This window comes from Solibacillus sp. FSL K6-1554, from assembly GCF_038005185.1.
Lineage (GTDB): Bacteria > Bacillota > Bacilli > Bacillales_A > Planococcaceae > Solibacillus > Solibacillus silvestris.
Genome location: NZ_JBBOSS010000001.1, coordinates 3264876 through 3281368, shown reverse-complemented (window position 1 = coordinate 3281368; position 16493 = coordinate 3264876). Strand labels below are relative to the sequence as shown.

The following is a 16493-nucleotide window of genomic DNA, read 5'->3' as shown; positions in this document are numbered from 1 at the left end:
GACTTCTTTTTGGGTATTAAAGCAACCACGATTACCGAGCGGATTGAGGCGCATTTTAATCAGCTTTCGAAAGCGCAGAAAAAGGTGGCTCAATTTGTCTTGAAAAATCCAACTTATGTTGGGGTGCATTCGGCTAGTGAAGTAGGTATTGGTGCAGGAACAAGTGAAACAACGGTGATCCGATTTTGCTACGCGATTGGCTTGGCGGGTTATGCACAACTCCAAAAGGAAGTCACGATGTTCGTTTTTGGAAAGAATACGAATAGTACGTTAGGCAATTATGTGGCATCAAAGGAAGCATTATTTCATGAGCCGCAGCTTGCAGAAAAGGTTATGGGACAGGTAAGTAATCAAATTATTAATATTGCCCAGCAAATCGACCCTGACCAATTCCAAGATGTTACAAGACGCATGCATCAAGCATCGACGATTTATTTAATCGGTGCGGGTGCTTCACAATTTGCAGGACAGTGGCTGAAGTTCACTTTAAATATTTTGCGACCGAATGTACAAGTCGTCGAGACACATACAGGTGCGCTGATCCGTACATTGCAGGAGATGGATGAGGATGCATTGGTCATCGTCGTATCGTTGCATCGTTATTATAAGGAATCGATTGCTTTAGCGAAAATGTTTCATGAGCAGGGGGCCTATACGGTGGCAATGACGGATTCCAATGTGGCACCGATTATCCCTCATGCAGATACTACCTTTGTGTTGCAGCAAACGGAGCTTTCGACGATTGATATGATGCCGGCACTGATTGCTTTTATGAACACACTCGTCGTGGGCATGGTGTCGCATGATCAGGCGTATTATGAGCAACAACGCGAAAAGTTTGATGATTTTCAAAATAGTTTTTTAGCAGATCGATGGAGTTGAGTTGTATGGAGAAAAGTTTAAACGAAATATTTGAGCATTTACATCATCATCCTGAAGTAAGCTGGCAGGAGGTAGAAACGACGCAATTTATTGCAGAGCAGCTCACACAAGCAGGACTGACACCCGTATTATTCGAAGGAATGACGGGCTTGTATGTGGATATTGGTCCAGGTATTCCGAAAGTCGGCTTCCGCACAGATATCGACGCCTTATGGCAGGAAGTGGATGGAGTCTTTAAGGCCAATCACTCCTGTGGGCATGATGGACATATGACGATGGCTCTCGGTGTAGCATTTGCCTTGCAAAAAATGAATCTATCGAGTGCGGTACGGATTATATTCCAACCAGCAGAGGAAAAGGCAGCTGGTGCGAAGGCGATTGCGGAGCGCGGCATAGTCGATCCGTTGCAGTTTTTGTTTGGCGCACATGTACGCCCGCTTGTGGAACTGGCAGAAGGTTATCATGCACCAGCGCTCTATCATGGGGCAGCAAAACTCATTAACGGCACCATTACTGGGATCGAAGCACATGGCGCAAGACCGGAGCAGGGAATAAACGTAATTGAAGTAGCAGCCGCACTAGTAGATGCGCTAAAACGAATATGGATCAAACCTGAGGAAAGCGCCTCGATAAAAATGACCCAAATTCAAGCAGGCGGTGTATCGACAAATATCATTCCAGGCACCGCGACATTTAGTTTAGATGTGCGTGCACAGACGAATGACACAATGGATGCACTCACAAGGGGCTTGCAAAAGGCCATTGATGCTGTCAGTGCATTGTACGGAGCAGCCATTACGACAACGATTGGTGCTCATATTGCGGCAGCACAGGTCGATGATGAAGCAAAAACCATTATGCGACAGGCGATTATTGAAACAGTAGGAACCGCGTATTGCGCACCGGATATCGTGACACCGGGGGGCGAGGATTTTCATTTTTATGCGTATACGAAGCCGCATTTAAAAACGACGATGCTCGGCTTAGGCTGTGGTGTCACACCGGGTTTACATCATCCGCAAATGACCTTTAATCAAAATCAGCTTGAGACAGGAGTAGAAATAATTAAACGGGCATTACTTGGCGCGTTACAGCATTTAGAAAGAAGCGATCAGATATGATTTTAATAAAAGAACTCACGACACTAGAGGAAATGCATCAGGTGCAAGTGCTGGAGCAGCAAATATGGCAAACATCCCCTCTGCCGACACATCAAACATTAACAGCGGTCAAGCATGGTGGCATTATGGTTGGGGCCTATGAAGGCGAAAAACTAATCGGCTTTAGCTACGGCTTTGCGGCACTCAACAATGGCAAAACCTATTTATGCTCGCATATGCTTGGCATTGATGAAGCCTATCGTTCTCAAAAAGTTGGCGAAAAGTTGAAAGATGCGCAGCGAGAAATCGCCATTCAAAAAGGCTATGACCTGATGGTATGGACATTTGATCCACTGGAAACACGCAATGGGTACTTAAACTTAACGAAGCTGAACGGCATTTGTGATACGTACCTGGAAAACTGCTACGGCGAAATGCAGGATGGCTTTAATAAAGGGTTACCATCAGATCGTTTTGAGGTGCATTGGCATTTAACGTCTGATTATGTAGCGCAGTCTATCCAACCTGATATCGAAAATCCGGAACCGCTTGGCGAAATGGTTTGGGAGCAGGACCATTTATGCAGAATCAAGTTTCATAAAGTAGATTTCACGAAGCCTGTTTATACTCTACCTGTTCCAAAGGATTTCCAACAATTAAAGGCATTAAGTCAGCTGCATGCGATGCACTGGCGATTAGCTGTGCGAGAAACTTGCCAGGCATTATTTGCTGCCGGCTACGCAGCTGTTCGCCTGCAGCAGCAGGAAGCGTGGAATGAATATATTTTTGTACGAAAAGACACATTAGCACTTGGAGGCAGCACTCATGAAAATTACCGAAATTACAATTAGGCATTTACAAATGAAGCTAAAGGCACCTTTCACAACAAGTTTTGGTACCTTCACAAATAGAGATTTTTTATTACTTGAAGCAAAAGATGAACAAGGGACAATCGGCTGGGGTGAATCTGTAGCTTTCCACTCACCATGGTATAACGAAGAAACGTTAAAAACGAACTGGCATATGCTGGAGGATTATTTGATTCCGTTAATCTTAAATAAAGAAATCAGCCATCCAGATGAAGTAAGTGCTATTTTTGAGCCAATCCGTAAAAATAATATGGCGAAATCAACAATTGAAGGCGCAATTTGGGATATTTATGCCCAGCAAACGAATCAAACATTAGCAGCTGCACTAGGCGGTACAAAGGATCAAATCGAGGTAGGAATTAGTATTGGGATCCAAAATTCGATCGATGAATTAGTCGCTTTAGTAGATGAATATGTGCGTGACGGTTATAAGCGGATCAAAGTAAAAATCAAGCCAGGCTGGGATGTAGAAGTGATGCGTACACTACGTGAAAAATTCCCGGATGTGGCGATTATGGCAGATGCCAACTCTGCTTACCGTCTAGAAGATGCGCCACTATTAAAGCAGCTTGATGAATTTAACTTAACAATGGTGGAACAGCCGTTAGCTTCGGATGATATTATCGATCATGCAACACTGCAAAAACAAATGACAACACCGATTTGCTTGGATGAAAGCATTCACTCATTAGAGGATGCACGTAAAGCAATCGAAATCGGTGCAACAAAAATTATTAATATTAAAATTGGTCGTGTCGGTGGCTTAACAGAAGCGAAGAAAATTCATGACTATTGCGAATCAATGGGTATCCCGGTATGGTGTGGCGGCATGCTGGAGTCGGGTGTGGGACGTGCACATAATGTAGCACTGACAACTTTATCGAACTTTATTCTGCCAGGGGATACAGCAAGCTCGAATCGCTACTGGGAAAAGGACATTATCGAGCCTGAGGTAGTGGCGGAAAATGGTTATATCCAGGTTCCGCAAACAGCTGGCATCGGCTATGCGATCAATCGTGAAACAGTGGAATCTTATACGGTCGAAAAGAAAACATATAACTAATAAAAACAACTCCTTAAGCATGAATGTTTGTGCTTAAGGAAATTTATGGACTATTTTATCAGAAAATTCAAACAATAAAGAAGGTGCATTATGAAAAGAAGTTTACAAATAGGAGGTGCTTTCGTCGGTTTAATAATCGGCGCGGGCTTTGCCTCTGGTCAAGAAATTATGCAGTATTTTACAAGTTTCGGTACGCTGGGGCTAGTTGGGGGAATTCTCGCTTCATTAGCCTTTGCCTTTTTAGGGATGACGTTAGCACAGCTAGGATCGGAAATGCAGGTTAATTCCCATAAAGAGGTTATTTATCAAATTAGTGGTCGTTATTTAGGCTTCATTTTAGACTTCCTAATTACGTTCTTCTTATTTGGAGTAGCGGTCGTGATGTTTGCCGGTTCTGGCTCTACATTCAATCAAATGTTTGGCATTGATCCGATGGTTGGCAGCATTATCATGGTTGGTTTAACGATTGCGACATTATTATTAAATGTGAAAAATATCATTAATATAATTGCGAGTGTGACTCCGTATTTAATGGGGGTTATCTTTGTTATATTAATCTATTCAATCTTTACGATGGATCTTTCATGGTCACAAGCAGATAACTTAGCGAAGGAGCAGCCGGCAGCGGCAGGGAATTGGTTTATTGGCGCATTATTGTATGTTTCTTATAACATCGCTGCGGGTGCTGCGCTGTTAATCGTCATGGGTGGTACAGAGAAAGATAGTAAAGTAGCAGGGCGCGGCGGTATTTTTGGCGGGATTATGCTAGGTCTATTAATTATTCTGATTAATGTCGCGATGTTCGTAAAAATCGACGTGGTGGCAGGGGTAGATATGCCAACATTAGAGCTGGCCAATCAAATTCATCCAGCGGTAGGTGTTCTTATGTCAATCGCACTCTTAGGAATGATGTACAATACGGCAGTCGGTATGTTCTATGCCTTTACCGTGCGCTTCTTTGCACCGGAATCAAAGTCATTCAAGCCAGCTGTCATCGTCGTTGGTTTGGCAGGATTTGCTGCAAGCCTAGTTGGCTTCACAAGTTTAGTAGGGAAAGTTTACTCAACGATGGGCTATTTAGGGTTTGCTTTAATTCTTGTCGTGATTGTTGCATGGATTCGACGAAAAAAGTTGAAACAAACGGAAACTATACCTCCTTTTAAACAACTTTCGAATAGGGAAGTGTCCTAGACTTTAGTTAGTTATAACGAAATTTCTTAGATTAATATATACACATTACAAAAAGCTCTAATTGGCTGTGATATCAGCGTTTAGAGCTTTTCTGATTGAATAATATTTATGCAGTAATTTATACAGAGAAGTTACACCAGTGATGCAACAGTATTTTAGCTTATAGAGGCAGTTTCCCATATTGTAACAAATCGTGTATATTTCTTATAATGACGTGAAAAATGGAGTTATCAATGAAAAAATACAACTTTATTAAAAAACAATTATCCAAAACAAATAAGAAGAATGACGAAAACTATGTAGTATCACGGATATGGCATTTGCTGAATAACCCGGATGTGAAAATGATTACCCAGCAATATATCGTCCGCGATGTAGAAACAAAAACATACGCGCTGGCAGATATCTATTTTCCACAAATCAATATGATTATTGAAATTGATGAGCCCTATCATTTAACAGAAGAAATGGTACTGAGTGATTCTATGCGTCAACACGATATCGTACAAGCGATTGAATGTGAGGTTATTCGTATAAAAGTGATCAATGATTTGCAGGAAATGAATGAAAGAATCGACTCAGTAGTTTTACATATTCGTCAACGGTTTGAAACAATGGATTATAAAGTGTGGGATGTTGAACAGGAGTATAATCCAATGACTTACGTACATAGAGGATACTTGGATGCAACGGAGCACCTTGCTTTTAAAACGGTAAAAGATTGCTGTAACTGTTTTGGGGCGGGGTATAAAGGATTGCAAGGAAGTGGGGCCAAGCATAAGTTTCAGGAGGCCATCGATATTAAAGCGTTAAAATTTTATCCGAATGCCAGTTGGGATAATGAACTAAACGCGGACGAACAATTCTTCACAGAGTATCATACCGACTTAGAATTTAATACAGCTTATATGAAGAAACGACTGTATGAGCTAAGACAAGAAATTGCGTTATTTGCTCATGTCCGAAGTGAATTTGGTGGGTTTGAATATGTATTTAAAGGATGGTACAAAGTGAATCAGAAACGAACGCTGGAGTTAGGGAAGGTTTGCTATGAGCGTCTATCAACAATAATGCCGATGTATTTTGAAGGGAATCAAGAGCCGTATAAAAAAGTAGCAAAAGCCATCTACAATCACCGTGAAATCGCATTTTTCTATGACAAGGAAGAGCTTGACCGCTTTCAAGAGAAGTATAAGAATGCGGAAATTACATACGAATTCATATAAAATCATCTAAAGCGCCCTCTGAAATTTTTAAGCCTACTAGCCCTTATAGTATGTATCCAAATTAGTGTAGCAGATTGGGCGGAATCGGTCTTATTTGTATAAAATTTAATCTAAAAACCAACAAAAAATCCAAACAAAAAAGGAGTAGCAACTACTCCTTTTCTTAAACTATTTTACAGGAATATTAGTTTCTAGGATCTACATAATCCGGATAATCAGAAATGATTGCGTCAACGCCCATTTCGAATAGGAAGTCTGCTGCTTCTTGACTACGAACCGTCCACGAACCAATTTGCATTCCAAGAGAGTGAACTTGATTCACTAATTCTTCCGTAACAATTCCATAACTTGGGTTAAACCAATCCGCATAAGTTGAAAATTCCTGTAAAGCTTCTAATGTTGTATCTGCTCGGTTAGAAGTTAATACACCGATTGGAACTTTAGGAAGAAGCTGATCCATTTTTTTTATTGATTCAAAGTTAAAAGATTGAATAATGATTTTTTCATTTTGTGGTTTATGGAGATTTCGTTCTATTAATGCTGCTGCTACTTGTTCTTCAATACCAGGGTAAAGCTCTGGAGCCTTTAATTCTATTAAAATTCCAATTTTCCCATGGTAATGATCTAGAATTTCTTCAAATGTTGGGATTGGTTCTCCTGCAAATTGTTCTCCTTTCCAACTACCTGCATCAAGACTTCTAAGCTGTTCCAATGTTAAATCTCCAACTTTTCCCGTTCCATCTGTTGTACGATCTACCGTGGTATCATGAATCAATACTAATTCACCATCTTTACTTCTTTGAACATCGATTTCAATATAATCGGCTTTCATATCAACTGCTAGATCAAAAGCGGCAATCGTATTTTCAGGTGTATAAGCTGTTGCGCCACGGTGTGCTACATTACTCACTTGTTTTCTTTCACCTACTGTTGGTTGTTCTGCAAATGATTGACTGAACGGGCTTAATAATAACGATAAGGCCATACCTGTTCCCACTAATAATTTTTTGCTCATTTCTCCATCTCCTATCTAAAATATGATTCAAATTTATTTTAGAAAAGGAATGTTAATAGAATATATAGATCTATGTATAGCTTAATAAAGATTATGTAAACGAAATTCGCTCTTTTTCCTTACGATTTTTTACAAAACTAGTAATAGAATAGTAATGGAATTGTATTCTCTACTGCTTTATTTTACCTACTACACTCGGGTGAACTCTAGTATTTCAAGGAGCGAGCGATATCCTTAATTGGCCATCCTCAATTATTTAATTTCTTCCAAATAGTCGCAGAGAACCGTTCCCATAAGTAAATGAGGTTTTTATTAAATGTGAACCTACTATAGTTTCCGTTTTATCTTCTAATCTGGGTATAATACTTATATTAAGTCAGGAAGTGTATGCAATGGATTTTATTGAAGTAATCCATACGGGAGAGTCTAAGTATGTTAAATTTATAAGTTGGATGGAAGCTAAAAAGAAGGAACTTATGAATATCTTAACGAGTGAAGCAGTAGGGTTCGGAAATACAAACGGTAGGAATATCTAAATGTAAAGTGGTGAATGGAAAGGAGCGACTACAATTAATGAACAACAAAAATAAAACGGTTGTCCGTTCGATGGATATATTAAATTTATTTATAGAGCATACTGAATTAACCTTTCAAGAAATTATTGATCTATCGGGGATTCCGAAATCTTCGGTCTATCGAATGCTCAGGTCATTAGAAGAAATGGAGTTCTTGGAAAAAGGAAGCGATTCGAAATATCGACTTGGACTTTTGTTTCTCAAATTCGGTCAGCTGGTTTTAGGCAGGATTGATTTACGTAAGGTTGCTTATCCGTATATGCATGAATTACATAATGATGTGAAGGAAGCCATTAACTTAATTGTTAAAGATGGAGATGAAGCCATCTATATTGAGAAAATAGACACAAAGCAAAAGGTGCGTTTGTATACTTCGATCGGCAGGAAAAGTCCGCTTTATGCTGGTGCCTGTTCACGTGCAATCTTGTCCTTTTTACCTGATTCAGAAGTGGAGACATATCTTGAATCGATCAATCCCAAATCGTTTGCAAACGGGACAATTACTGAAAAAGATAAAATATATGCAACGATCAAACAAGCGAGAATCGATGGATATACAATCAGTCATTCTGAATTGGAAAACCATACAGCGGCCATTGCAGCCCCGATTTTTAATCACAACGGAGAAGTTATTGCGGGAATCAGTATCGCAGGGATCGAAGCGAATTATCAAGATGAAAACATTGAGATCTATGCAAAGAAGGTAAAAAAAGTTGCTGAGGATATTTCAATGCAATTAGGCTATAGCAAATAACATAAACGAGGCGGTCTCTGCATCAATTGGATGCGAGATCGCCTCGTTTTGCTTCTAAATATACTTATGTATCGATTTTCATATACTCTTATTGATGAAATGCTTTAAAGTGAATACCCATTGCTAATTGACGCAGCAGCTGCTCTTGTTTGATTAATTCTACTTCTGCTTGTTCAAGGGAAAACTTCTTGAACTGAATGTTAGAGTTTGGCTGCATTTGTGCTAAACAAGGGAGGTCAACGGAAATGACTTGACCGATTTTTGGATATCCTCCTGTCGTTTGTCGATCAACCATCAGAATAATAGGCTGGCCGTTTGAGGGCACTTGAATCGTACCGTATGTAACTCCTTCTGATAGCAATTCAAATTTTTCTGATAGGCTGAGTGGTTCGCCATCCAACCGATAGCCCATTCGATCCGCTTGAGTCGTTAATTTATAGGGCTTTGAGTAGAACGCTTGTTGGCTTCTGGTATCGAAACGCTCGAACTCCGCACCATGTAAAACTCTGATCGTTTGAGTTTTATCGAATGATAGAAACTCTGTATAATCGACAGACCAATTAAAGTGAGTCGTCATTTTTTTGAGCTGATGAACAAATGCCTGACTGATTGGGTTGAAGTCTCCGCTGTCCAATACATCTCCTTTTTGTAATGCTCTACCTTGAAGCCCTCCAATAGCTGCGCGCAAATAAGTGCTTTTACTTCCCATAACTTCAGGCACGACGATTCCGCCAGCGAATGCCACGTAGGCCCTGCACCCATTAATTGCTGACTTGAATTGTAAAACAGAACCTTTACGAATGAGGACAGGTCTCCACATTGGCGCTTTTTCTCCATCAATTGTAGGCTGCAGGTCTCCACCTGTAATGGCAACTAACTCATCCGTGTCAAATTGGAGCGTTGTCCCTAAAAGTGTGATTTCGAGTGCTCCTTCGCCTTCGTCATTTCCGACAAGTAAATTGGCAATTTTGAGAGAAATCGGATCCATTGCGCCACTTACGATGACGCCAAACTTTTGTGAACCGAATCTCCCTAAATCTTGAATCGTAGTCATTAATCCAGGATGAAGTACTTTAATGCTCATTGTTTCATCTCCTTATAGACAGCATACTCTTCAAGCGTTATCGGTACATAGCGGATTCTATCTCCAGCCTGTAACAGAGTTGGCGGTGAAAGTTCCGGAAGAAACAAATCGAGCGGAGTTCTGCCGATAATTTGCCATCCTCCGGGAGTTTCCAACGGGTAGATGCCTGTTTGTTTACCAGCAATTCCTACAGAACCCGGTGCGATGGCTAGACGCGGTGAATCCTTACGTGGTGTTGCGATTCTTTCATCCATCCCGCCCATAAACGGAAATCCAGGGGCAAAGCCAATCATATAAACTAAGTACTCATTTGACGAGTGAATTTCAATCACATCTTCCACAGAAAGTCCGTGATAACTTGCTACATATTCCAAATCCGGACCAAATTCTCCTCCGTACACGACAGGGATTGTTATTAGCCGTTGTTCCGATGTTTCACTTGTTTCTATTTGATCCAGCAGCGATAAAATAATTGCACTTACTTTCTTATAGGGACTTGCGGATGCTTTATCCGTGTTGGACAAAAAGACGGCAACAGGATTGTAATAAATGGTCAAGCTATTATAAGACGGCACAGATTCAATCAATCCTGTAAACGGCTCTTTTTCTAAGAGATTGCAAAGGTTTTTCACTTTTTCATGGACGGCAAGGCTGATTCCATCACCTAACTGAATGACGAGCGCAGAATCCCCTAAGGGCCTTATGTGTGCATTAATTTTCTGATAGGCCATTCTAAACAGCTCCTTAAGGTTTCGAATTTCGGTATTTATGTTTTTCAATTCGGATATTGCTAACATTATAATTTGTTTTCAAATTTAAAATCAAGTATATATGTTAAGAATATTGCGATATTTACAATTTTCGAATAATTTTGCAAATAATATATTCAAGCGAAAATTTTTATGCTAGAATTTGTTTTAGTTTTAAAACCACTGTTCCGAATTTCGGAACAGTTGAAATGCTTACTCATTATTAAACGATTATCAATGGAGGGGAGAAATATGTTTCAAGTAGATTTGAATTGTGATTTAGGGGAGAGTTTTGGTCGCTATAAACTTGGGGAGCAGGAAGAAATTTTGAAATACGTTACATCTGCAAATATTGCCTGTGGTTTTCATGGCGGAGATCCGAGCGTGATGAGAGAAACCGTGAAGATGGCCATTGCCAATGGTGTCAAAATTGGTGCGCATCCTGGTTTACCGGATTTGAACGGATTCGGGCGAAGAGAAATGGCGATTACTCCCCAAGAAGGGTATGACATGGTCGTCTATCAAATCGGTGCATTGCAAGGGTTTTTAATGACGTTCAATGAAAAAATGCAGCATGTAAAACCCCACGGTGCTCTGTACAATATGGCAGCAAAGGATCCAAAACTTGCCGAAGCGATTGCACAAGCAGTATATGATGTATCCCCATCATTGATATTATTTGGACTTTCCGGCAGTGAATTGACGAAGGCCGGAGAAAAGATTGGTCTACGAACAGCACACGAGGTATTTGCAGATCGCACGTATCAAGCAGACGGGTCATTGACTTCTCGATCACAAAAGAATGCGATGATTACAGATCAAGAGCAATCTGTAGCGCAAATAGTGAAAATGGTGACAAAAGGAGTCGTAGTTTCTGAGCAAAAAACAGAAGTTCCGCTGCGAGCAGATACTATTTGTATTCACGGTGATGGTGCACATGCACTCGCCTTTGCAAAATATATAAACGAAACATTGACTAAGAACAATATTACTGTAGATGCAATCTGTAAGTTGGAGGTTAAAAATGAAAAATCCTAAAACTGATGCCACACAAAAAGATGTCAACGTTACCGGGAAAAAGAAGGTAAGTAGAAGTGTTTTACTTGGAGCTGCCTTTTTAATGGCCACGTCATCGATTGGTCCGGGCTTCTTGACACAAACTACTGTATTTACACAGCAATTGGCTGCAAGTTTTGCCTTTGTTATTTTAATTTCATTATTACTAGACATCTTTTCACAAATGAATATTTGGAGAATCATTGCCGTTTCCGGATTGCGTGGACAAGAAATTGCCAACAAGGTGTTACCTGGACTGGGCGTTGTTTTGGCAATACTTATCGTCATTGGCGGTTTGGCATTTAATATCGGAAACGTAGCAGGTGCAGGCTTGGGTCTGAATGCCATGCTTGGCTGGGATCCGATTACAGGTGCTATTGTTAGTGCCGTTTTAGCAATTTTTATTTTTGTCGTGAAAGAAGCAGGGAAAGCGATGGACAAAGTCGCACAAGGTGCAGGGATTGTAATGATCCTCCTCATGCTGTACGTGGCATTTACTACATCGCCGCCGGTTGGAGAGGCGATTGTAAATACGTTTAAACCGGAGCAAATCAGTATATTTGCTATTGTTACGCTTGTTGGTGGAACGGTAGGGGGATATATTACATTTGCGGGCGGACACCGTCTATTAGACGCAGGTATTAAAGGTGTTGAATCATTGCCGGAAGTTACAAAAAGCTCTGTTACAGGGATTCTTGTTACCGGTGTTATGCGTGTGGCATTATTCTTGGCCGTACTTGGAGTAGTATCAAAAGGACTAGCGATCGATCCAGCGAATCCGCCAGCTTCTGTATTCCAGCTAGCTGCAGGTGACATTGGTTATCGTATGTTTGGTGTAATTATGTGGGCTGCGGCGGTAACATCTGTTGTAGGAGCTGCATATACGTCGGTTTCATTTATCCGAACGTTTCACCCTCTTATTGAGAAATTCCAAAATTGGGTTATCATTGCGTTTATCGTTATTTCAACAATAACGTTTGCTTTTGTTGGAAAGCCGGTAACAATCTTGCTTATTGTAGGAGCGTTGAATGCCTTCATTTTGCCAATCGGTTTAGGTACATTATTAATTGCTGCACATAAGAAAAATATTGTTGGTACATATAAACATCCAATCTGGTTGACGGTTACGGGCGCTTTTGTCGTGGTAATCATGGGTATTTTAAGTGTCGTGACTTTGATTGAACAAGTACCATTGGTTTTTAAATAAAGGAATAAGAAGACAAATTCGGGAGGGGCTTTATGGTGAACTATGGAATGTTAGAGCCGCAAGAAATAAGAGAGTTGATAAGAAAGCAAGAGATTACTGGACCGACTGCAGGAATGTCAAAAGGTAATACACAAGCGAACTTGGTTATTTTAAAAAAGGAACATGCCTTTGACTTTTTGCTTTTCTGTCAGCGGAATCCGAAGTCATGCCCTTTACTGGACGTGACGGAGCCAGGTTCATATATTCCTGCTATGATTGCCGAAAATGCGGATATCCGTAAAGACATCCCGAAATATCGTATTTACCGAGATGGTGTGTTTACAGAAGAAGTCGCAGATATTACGGAGTACTGGGAAGACGATATGGTCGGCTTCTTGATCGGTTGTAGCTTTACATTTGAAACCCCATTGCTTGAGAGCGGTATTCCGATTAGACATATCGAGGAAAACTGTAATGTTCCGATGTATAAAACAAACATTCTGTGTAACAAAGCAGGTATGTTCGAGGGGCCGACAGTCGTTAGTATGCGGCCTATGACGCCAGAGGATGCCATCCGTGCTGTCCAGATTACATCACGTTTCCCGGCAGTACACGGTGCACCAATACATATTGGGGATCCTGGTCAAATTGGCATCAAGGATATTACAAAACCTGATTTTGGAGATGCTGTCCCATTCAAGCCAGGGGAGGTTCCAGTATTTTGGGCTTGTGGTGTGACGCCTCAAGCTGTTGCGATGGAAAGTAAGCCTTCGATTATGATTACTCATGCACCAGGACATATGTTCATCAGTGATATAAAGGATGAAGCATTCAGTGTGTTATAGATGTATGTGAATCATACTTTCATAGTAAGATAGATTGTAAAGGTAGGGTGTGAAATACTCTTACTAATATGTGAGGCGATGCAACTGTGCATCGTCTCTTTGAACTTTGCAGTGATTATAGGGACATGCTTTTTGCCGATGAAAGGGGATTTAAATAGTGTTTAAAAAATCGACTGTTGCACTTATTGCCCTCATCTTAATTTGGGGCGCGAGCTGGCCAATCAATAAATTAGCGGTACCCTACTCACCGCCATTGCTTTATGCCGGACTTCGTGCGCTTTTAGGAGGCATCCTGCTGACAGTTATCATTTGGAAGACTAGGAAAAGAGTCAATTGGCGGGAAAACTGGCAAAAGTATTGTATTGGGGCTTTCTTTAATACAATCCTGTTTTTCGGACTTCAGACGGCCGGATTGCTCTATTTACCGAGTGGCTTGTTTTCCGTTCTTGTTTATTTTCAACCAATTTTACTTGGTCTTTTCGCTTGGCTATTACTCGGTGAAGATTTATCACCAGTTAAAATCCTCGGTTTGTTTCTAGGATTTGTAGGGGTAGCGGTCGTTAGCGTGGATGGTCTGATGGTCCATATTTCAGCAATCGGCGTTACGCTCGGGTTACTAACTGCTGTAAGTTGGGCGTTCGGAGTAATATACGTAAAGAAAATAAGCAAAGAAGTAGATGCATATTGGATGGTAGCACTTCAATGTATCATTGGCGGGGTTTTTCTTTTAGGTACCGGATCGGTGTTTGAAAGCTGGTCTGCCATCGAATGGAATCGGAATTATCTATCAGGGCTCGGCTTTGGTGCGACCATTGGCATACCGTTAGCCTACATCCTTTACTACAATCTAGTTAACGCTGGTGAGGCAAGCAAAGTTGGTTCCTATACGTTTCTCATTCCGATTGTCGCTGTTCTTCTCGGAGTGCTATTCTTAGGAGAAACGGTGACCTATTCACTGGTTATCGGGATGCTGCTAGTAGCAATAAGCATTTATTTTGTGAATTTCCAGTATAAAACGAAAAACCAAAGTATCAGTAAGGATTAAAGATTGGTGCACTGAAATCGTCTGGAACCTCATGCTTTAAAGAGAGGGTATGGTTTAGCGTTTACAGCTAATCGAGTTTTCACAACATAAGGATATAGATAATTAAACCCGAGTATATCTTGATTTTATCAGGATGTACTTTTTTGCTTTAATTACAGTAGCTATGGCAAGCTAAAGGAGAACGGTGATAGACAACCGTTATACATACTATACATCTTAAAATAGAATTCAAGAGAGGGGGGTTATGTATGATTTTAAAAAGAGGCGTAACAGGCTTTAGTGCAGGGGATTTATCACTTGAGCGTGATTGGGTAGCCCTTACTGCTGAATTTAAAAAATATTGCTACGCGTATGTTCAGAAATTAAATGGGAGCATTTTAGCCTTTTATGAACCTGATATTGATCTTGGCTATGCCCATGCTCATGTGAAAATCAATAGGGAAGAGTTATATATTTTCCACAATAATATGTATGATGATATAGCCTTCACTAGCAACTGTGAAATTGGGGGCTTAAAATTTATCGATCATGAATTATTGGGCGCCTTGTTTGAAAATCACTATACAGTTTTAACAGCATCACAATTAGCAGAGCCCTTAGTATATCAAACAAAAGGCAGTGGTATTGTTCTGATGAATGAAAATGAACTTAATGATGTGGAGCTCCGTTTTATGAAGCATTTCCGATCACAGACAGTAGGAGATTTAGTGTTTAATTATTGGGATTAGTAAAGTCTCGGCTTGTCGTTACTCAATCATAAGTGAATGAAAAACCCCCAATGCTATCTTTGAAATACTTTTTCTAAGATAGAATGAGGGCTTGTAACTATTGAAGTTTTTTAATAATTATAAAAATAACCGAGCCTAAGTCAAAAAATTATTATGTGTTGATTCTGAAGAAGTTGTCAGTATTTACTTCTATATCTATGATAAAAGCACCCTGAGGTAGTTCAGTTCCATGAGCATTTGATACAGCTGGGATTTCTTCACCATCTTCTTCCATGATACTCAGATAACCAGCTAAAGCATCCTTCGCCATGTAAATAGATTCCTCTAATGTATCACCCTCAGTGATGCAGCCCGGTAAATCTGGGAAGGTTACAGTATAGCCCTGTTCATGCTCATAGCCAGCCTCAAAAATCGCCGGAAAAATGTAATTGGCCAATTAACAAAACCTCCTAAATATAGAATCAATTATTATACTAAAAATTTTTTCTAAACCTTCGTCGTTGATTGATTTAAAATTGTATTTCCGACTTTCTTCATTTGCTCCTGATCAAATATTTCATCAAATTCGAGTTTTCTCTTACCATACTGAATCCGGAGTTCTCTTTCAAAAATACCATCCTTGTACGAATTCACATTTATAATCGTTTGGTATCGGAATTTTTCCATGTGGTTAAGATCCTTAGTTAAAAACAAGACTCTTTTATTAGTAGGAATTAAGTACCCTTTAATTTCTTTTTTACTTGATTTGTCATACTCGCAGAAAATAAAAGTCAATGCTTTTTCATTTTGTTCCAATACTCGTTGGGGAAGTAATTGAAAGAATGTTTTATTCTTTTTAACTTCATTGAATTCATATTGAGAATACTCTTTACTGTTTTCTAAAAATGTAGATATTAGCGTTTCTATTTCTTGTTTTTCTTGTTCCTTTTGAGCTAGCCGCTTTTCAAGCAGAGCTTCACGTTTTTTGATTCTCTCACTATTTTGTTCAGCCAATTTCTTTGCTTTATCTGTTTTCTTTTGTGTAAGAAGATTTCCTTGTTCTATTCTATAGGAGTTTACTTTTTCTTTAACTGTTGCTTGATCGAGCTTTTTTGATAACACTTTAACGATTACGTCCTCAACCTT

Annotated in this window: 18 protein-coding genes; 13 read left to right on the top strand and 5 right to left on the bottom strand. The window is 40.0% G+C overall.

Annotated elements, in window-relative coordinates:
* The first annotated feature begins 9 nt into the window (after positions 1 to 9).
* The 6 genes from MHB58_RS16370 (at position 10) to MHB58_RS16345 (ending at position 6331) form a co-directional block, all read left to right on the top strand.
* On the top strand, positions 10 to 882 hold the full coding sequence (locus tag MHB58_RS16370; protein WP_082990865.1) for a MurR/RpiR family transcriptional regulator: 873 nt from the start codon (positions 10 to 12) through the stop codon (positions 880 to 882).
* A 5-nt stretch (positions 883 to 887) separates the two neighbouring features.
* Entirely contained in the window at positions 888 to 2003 is a 1116-nt protein-coding gene (locus MHB58_RS16365; protein WP_340735629.1) for an amidohydrolase, read from the top strand.
* Complete coding sequence (locus MHB58_RS16360) at positions 2000 to 2833, top strand: GNAT family N-acetyltransferase (protein WP_065216785.1); 834 nt, start codon at positions 2000 to 2002, stop codon at positions 2831 to 2833. Before MHB58_RS16365 ends, MHB58_RS16360 begins: the two co-directional genes overlap by 4 nt.
* A complete protein-coding gene (menC, locus tag MHB58_RS16355) occupies positions 2808 to 3914 on the top strand; it encodes an o-succinylbenzoate synthase (RefSeq protein WP_340735628.1) in 1107 nt (368 codons plus the stop codon). The genes MHB58_RS16360 and menC overlap by 26 nt, the downstream gene beginning before the upstream one ends.
* A gap of 90 nt (positions 3915 to 4004) precedes the next feature.
* Positions 4005 to 5105, top strand: coding sequence for a YkvI family membrane protein (locus MHB58_RS16350; RefSeq protein WP_008405427.1), 1101 nt, complete (start codon positions 4005 to 4007; stop codon positions 5103 to 5105).
* Positions 5106 to 5338: 233 nt separating this feature from the next.
* Complete coding sequence (locus tag MHB58_RS16345) at positions 5339 to 6331, top strand: AbaSI family restriction endonuclease (protein WP_340735627.1); 993 nt, start codon at positions 5339 to 5341, stop codon at positions 6329 to 6331.
* 184 nt (positions 6332 to 6515) lie between these two features.
* Here MHB58_RS16345 and MHB58_RS16340 read toward each other — a convergent pair whose 3' ends face one another.
* Positions 6516 to 7346, bottom strand: a complete 831-nt coding sequence (locus MHB58_RS16340) for a glycerophosphodiester phosphodiesterase (RefSeq protein ID WP_339263112.1) — start codon at positions 7344 to 7346, stop codon at positions 6516 to 6518.
* Positions 7347 to 7738: 392 nt separating this feature from the next.
* Here MHB58_RS16340 and MHB58_RS16335 point away from each other — a divergent pair, with 392 nt between their 5' ends.
* Both MHB58_RS16335 and MHB58_RS16330 read left to right on the top strand, forming a co-directional pair.
* Entirely contained in the window at positions 7739 to 7882 is a 144-nt protein-coding gene (locus MHB58_RS16335) for a hypothetical protein (RefSeq protein ID WP_340735626.1), read from the top strand.
* Between the two features lie 37 nt (positions 7883 to 7919).
* Positions 7920 to 8675 (top strand): IclR family transcriptional regulator, encoded by a 756-nt coding sequence (locus MHB58_RS16330; RefSeq protein WP_340735625.1) that lies wholly within the window; start codon positions 7920 to 7922, stop codon positions 8673 to 8675.
* Between the two features lie 88 nt (positions 8676 to 8763).
* On the opposite strand, the gene MHB58_RS16325 is transcribed toward MHB58_RS16330, so the two are convergent.
* Together MHB58_RS16325 and pxpB are read right to left on the bottom strand one after the other, a co-directional pair.
* The gene (locus tag MHB58_RS16325; RefSeq protein WP_340735624.1) at positions 8764 to 9759 is read right to left on the bottom strand and encodes a 5-oxoprolinase subunit C family protein; all 996 of its coding nucleotides are present in this window, start codon (positions 9757 to 9759) and stop codon (positions 8764 to 8766) included.
* A complete protein-coding gene (gene pxpB / locus MHB58_RS16320; RefSeq protein WP_340735623.1) occupies positions 9756 to 10490 on the bottom strand; it encodes a 5-oxoprolinase subunit PxpB in 735 nt (244 codons plus the stop codon). Before pxpB ends, MHB58_RS16325 begins: the two co-directional genes overlap by 4 nt.
* Before the next feature lie 270 nt (positions 10491 to 10760).
* Between pxpB and MHB58_RS16315 the strand changes: the two genes are divergently transcribed.
* The 5 genes from MHB58_RS16315 (at position 10761) to MHB58_RS16295 (ending at position 15368) form a co-directional block, all read left to right on the top strand.
* The gene (locus tag MHB58_RS16315) at positions 10761 to 11546 is read left to right on the top strand and encodes a LamB/YcsF family protein (RefSeq protein ID WP_340735622.1); all 786 of its coding nucleotides are present in this window, start codon (positions 10761 to 10763) and stop codon (positions 11544 to 11546) included.
* Positions 11533 to 12771: an NRAMP family divalent metal transporter gene (locus MHB58_RS16310; protein WP_014822847.1), complete on the top strand. Its 1239-nt coding sequence runs from the start codon at positions 11533 to 11535 to the stop codon at positions 12769 to 12771. The genes MHB58_RS16315 and MHB58_RS16310 overlap by 14 nt, the downstream gene beginning before the upstream one ends.
* Positions 12772 to 12803: 32 nt before the next feature.
* Complete coding sequence (locus MHB58_RS16305; protein WP_014822848.1) at positions 12804 to 13595, top strand: putative hydro-lyase; 792 nt, start codon at positions 12804 to 12806, stop codon at positions 13593 to 13595.
* Between the two features lie 157 nt (positions 13596 to 13752).
* Positions 13753 to 14640 (top strand): DMT family transporter, encoded by an 888-nt coding sequence (locus tag MHB58_RS16300; RefSeq protein ID WP_445683152.1) that lies wholly within the window; start codon positions 13753 to 13755, stop codon positions 14638 to 14640.
* Positions 14641 to 14888: 248 nt separating this feature from the next.
* A complete protein-coding gene (locus tag MHB58_RS16295; protein ID WP_014822850.1) occupies positions 14889 to 15368 on the top strand; it encodes a hypothetical protein in 480 nt (159 codons plus the stop codon).
* A 151-nt stretch (positions 15369 to 15519) separates the two neighbouring features.
* Here the strand turns inward: MHB58_RS16295 and MHB58_RS16290 are convergent, their stop codons facing one another.
* Positions 15520 to 15804 carry a type II toxin-antitoxin system HicB family antitoxin gene (locus tag MHB58_RS16290; protein ID WP_014822851.1) on the bottom strand — a complete coding sequence of 95 codons (285 nt, stop codon included), beginning with the start codon at positions 15802 to 15804 and terminating at the stop codon, positions 15520 to 15522.
* A 50-nt stretch (positions 15805 to 15854) separates the two neighbouring features.
* Entirely contained in the window at positions 15855 to 16469 is a 615-nt protein-coding gene (locus MHB58_RS16285; RefSeq protein WP_197494733.1) for a PH domain-containing protein, read from the bottom strand.
* Positions 16470 to 16493: the final 24 nt, after the last annotated feature.

Bases quoted from the DNA above. Each gene is read 5' to 3' on its own strand.
- pxpB (WP_340735623.1), bottom strand. From the start codon at position 10,490: ATGGCCTATCAGAAAATTAATGCACACATAAGGCCCTTAGGGGATTCT.
- MHB58_RS16365 (WP_340735629.1), top strand. From the start codon at position 888: ATGGAGAAAAGTTTAAACGAAATATTTGAGCATTTACATCATCATCCT.
- MHB58_RS16360 (WP_065216785.1), top strand. From the start codon at position 2,000: ATGATTTTAATAAAAGAACTCACGACACTAGAGGAAATGCATCAGGTG.
- MHB58_RS16315 (WP_340735622.1), top strand. From the start codon at position 10,761: ATGTTTCAAGTAGATTTGAATTGTGATTTAGGGGAGAGTTTTGGTCGC.
- MHB58_RS16350 (WP_008405427.1), top strand. From the start codon at position 4,005: ATGAAAAGAAGTTTACAAATAGGAGGTGCTTTCGTCGGTTTAATAATC.
- menC (WP_340735628.1), top strand. From the start codon at position 2,808: ATGAAAATTACCGAAATTACAATTAGGCATTTACAAATGAAGCTAAAG.
- MHB58_RS16340 (WP_339263112.1), bottom strand. From the start codon at position 7,346: ATGAGCAAAAAATTATTAGTGGGAACAGGTATGGCCTTATCGTTATTA.
- MHB58_RS16310 (WP_014822847.1), top strand. From the start codon at position 11,533: ATGAAAAATCCTAAAACTGATGCCACACAAAAAGATGTCAACGTTACC.
- MHB58_RS16295 (WP_014822850.1), top strand. From the start codon at position 14,889: ATGATTTTAAAAAGAGGCGTAACAGGCTTTAGTGCAGGGGATTTATCA.
- MHB58_RS16330 (WP_340735625.1), top strand. From the start codon at position 7,920: ATGAACAACAAAAATAAAACGGTTGTCCGTTCGATGGATATATTAAAT.
- MHB58_RS16305 (WP_014822848.1), top strand. From the start codon at position 12,804: ATGGTGAACTATGGAATGTTAGAGCCGCAAGAAATAAGAGAGTTGATA.
- MHB58_RS16325 (WP_340735624.1), bottom strand. From the start codon at position 9,759: ATGAGCATTAAAGTACTTCATCCTGGATTAATGACTACGATTCAAGAT.
- MHB58_RS16335 (WP_340735626.1), top strand. From the start codon at position 7,739: ATGGATTTTATTGAAGTAATCCATACGGGAGAGTCTAAGTATGTTAAA.
- MHB58_RS16345 (WP_340735627.1), top strand. From the start codon at position 5,339: ATGAAAAAATACAACTTTATTAAAAAACAATTATCCAAAACAAATAAG.